The organism is Pseudoalteromonas sp. NZS127_1, assembly GCF_015864295.1.
Classification (GTDB): Bacteria; Pseudomonadota; Gammaproteobacteria; order Enterobacterales; family Alteromonadaceae; genus Pseudoalteromonas; species Pseudoalteromonas arctica.
In genome coordinates this window covers 1-2154 of record NZ_JADYXO010000051.1, presented here as the reverse complement: position 1 = coordinate 2154, position 2154 = coordinate 1, and the positions used below count along the sequence as shown (strand labels likewise).

General features: G+C 36.0%; 1 protein-coding gene and 3 pseudogenes. 1 reads left to right on the top strand and 3 read right to left on the bottom strand.

The window, feature by feature from the left end; genetic code table 11:
* Both I6F50_RS20070 and I6F50_RS20065 read right to left on the bottom strand, forming a co-directional pair.
* Positions 1 to 128, bottom strand: a pseudogene (locus I6F50_RS20070) (transposase); the annotation flags it as partial.
* Positions 129 to 219: 91 nt separating this feature from the next.
* Positions 220 to 348: pseudogene (locus tag I6F50_RS20065) on the bottom strand (transposase); the annotation flags it as partial.
* Between the two features lie 93 nt (positions 349 to 441).
* On the opposite strand from I6F50_RS20065, the pseudogene I6F50_RS20060 reads away from it, so the two are divergent.
* Positions 442 to 807, top strand: a pseudogene (locus tag I6F50_RS20060) (transposase); the annotation flags it as partial.
* Between the two features lie 37 nt (positions 808 to 844).
* Here I6F50_RS20060 and I6F50_RS20055 read toward each other — a convergent pair.
* Complete coding sequence (locus I6F50_RS20055) at positions 845 to 1795, bottom strand: hypothetical protein (RefSeq protein ID WP_165729605.1); 951 nt, start codon at positions 1793 to 1795, stop codon at positions 845 to 847.
* Positions 1796 to 2154: the final 359 nt, after the last annotated feature.

The window sequence follows — 2154 nt, the reverse complement described above, 5'->3', positions numbered from 1 at the left end:
CGATGCTCGTAAGACTTGCCTGTAAAACGGTCTTCGCCACATAAAAATGCACGGCGTACACAACGTGAAATACAGTGGTAGTACTTTGTATCAACCAAACTTACTTGACGCTTTCTTGCGATAGCCATAAGACACCCTGCTTGTTTTTTACACTAAATAAAACGTAGTCCTTAATTTAAAAAAGAGCAAAATTTAGGATGGGTGTCACTGTTAATTGCTTCGATGCTCGTAAGACTTGCCTGTAAAACGGTCTTCGCCACATAAAAATGCACGGCGTACACAACGTGAAATACAGTGGTAGTACTTTGTATCAACCAAACTTACTTGACGCTTTCTTGCGATAGCCATAAGACACCCTGCTTGTTTTTTACACTAAATAAAACGTAGTCCTTAATTTAAAAAAGAGCAAAATTTAGGATGGGTGTCACTGTTAATTGCTTTATTCAAAGTGTGCCTGGCGTTGGTAATGTTGTCGCGTTTAACTTACTTAGTGACATGCCTGAGCTTGGGTGTGTAAACAATAAAGAGGCTGCATCACTAGTTGGTGTAGCACCATTTAATCGAGAAAGTGGTGCTTATCAGGGTAAACGGATGATACGAGGTGGACGACCGAAAATTAGAACCGCAATGTATATGGCAATGATGTCAGCTATCCAATGTAACCCTAAATTTAAAGCTATTTATCATCGGCTAGTCGCGGCAGGGAAACCTAAAAAAGTGGCTATTATTGCCTGTATAAGAAAGCTTATAGTAATCATAAATTCTATGGTGAGGGATGGTGTCATGTGGGATCCTAAAATGGCTTGAAATTAGGAATTGACACCATAGTCACTTGTTATGTGCCTTATTTAACTCGATACCTGAATAATACAAGGTTATCTAAAACAAGATTGCTTGACCAAATAAATGAAGCACCAGAACCTGAGAACTGTTCTTGGAAATTCATATAAGCTTTCTTATTATTAACACCAATTTCATCTTCCGTAAATTCCACTGAATTTGGCCAAGATAAGTAACTTTCGTTTAATTTCCAATTTACTGGGATATCCCAATGTAACGAATAGGTCTCAATATACTTATCCGCACCATTGGTACTGCATTTTGTTGTTAAACGCTGATCTCCTATTTCTTTAGCACACTTCAGATCATAAACAGGAGAGGTATAAAAAGTTTGAGCTGACCATTTAGAATTGGTTTTCGTACCATCTGAGAAGCTTGCAATAAAGCCACCGTCTCCAGGGTGAAAACGTTTACCACGGTTATCTTCACTACCCAAGCCTGAATTTTCTTCCCAATCAACAACTTTGATTGCTATATCATATGGCTTTTTAACTTTAAATTTCACGATATTGGAATTAAAAGGAGTAAAAGGTATAGGATCCACGGCTATTAACTTACCGTTTATAAATAATTCAAAGTAATTATCTGCAAATATGTACCCTGTAATAACTTCCCCATCTTTATCTACTTCTATGATAGGTACGGACGACAAGTTAACCTCAGATAAAGATTTTGGGGTTACCTTCGAGCATTCATTATAAAGGTCTGTGGCAAAATTCTTTTGTTCATATTGAACCTTTGCAGGAACAAGATATTCAATATTATCATATTTTTTAATGCCGACTGGAGACGGACGTGAACGTCCGTTTTTACAGGTAAATAACGTTGAAACGTTGACTTCAGCCTCACCTTTAATTACATGAGCAGTCCCAGCATAATCACTAGAACTAGCTGATGACGAAAAACTTAACATAGTAAATAACGATAGTACCGAAAATTTAATTTTAATATTCATAAATATTCCCATATATAGAAGAGCCAAAGCATAGGCACATAACGAGCCTGTAGATTAACTCGTTTTAAAATTTGTTTTATTGATAAACAAACCATAGCTGAGTTCCTATTTTGGTTCAATTGATTACTGTATTTTTACGCAGCATATAAAGAAGTGTTTGCTGTTGTTTAAATTGGCGTTTTGGAAGCGATTACGAGTGGTTGAGTGGTTTTATTTAGGTTAAAAGGACTTCCCCTTCTTAATGCATCGTGTTTTGCAGCTTTTTTATATGAACAGATAAACCAGATAAACTAGACAGCCACTTTAATTGAACAAACAAAATGTTGCCATTAAATTTAATTTGTAGGTTAATAATATAT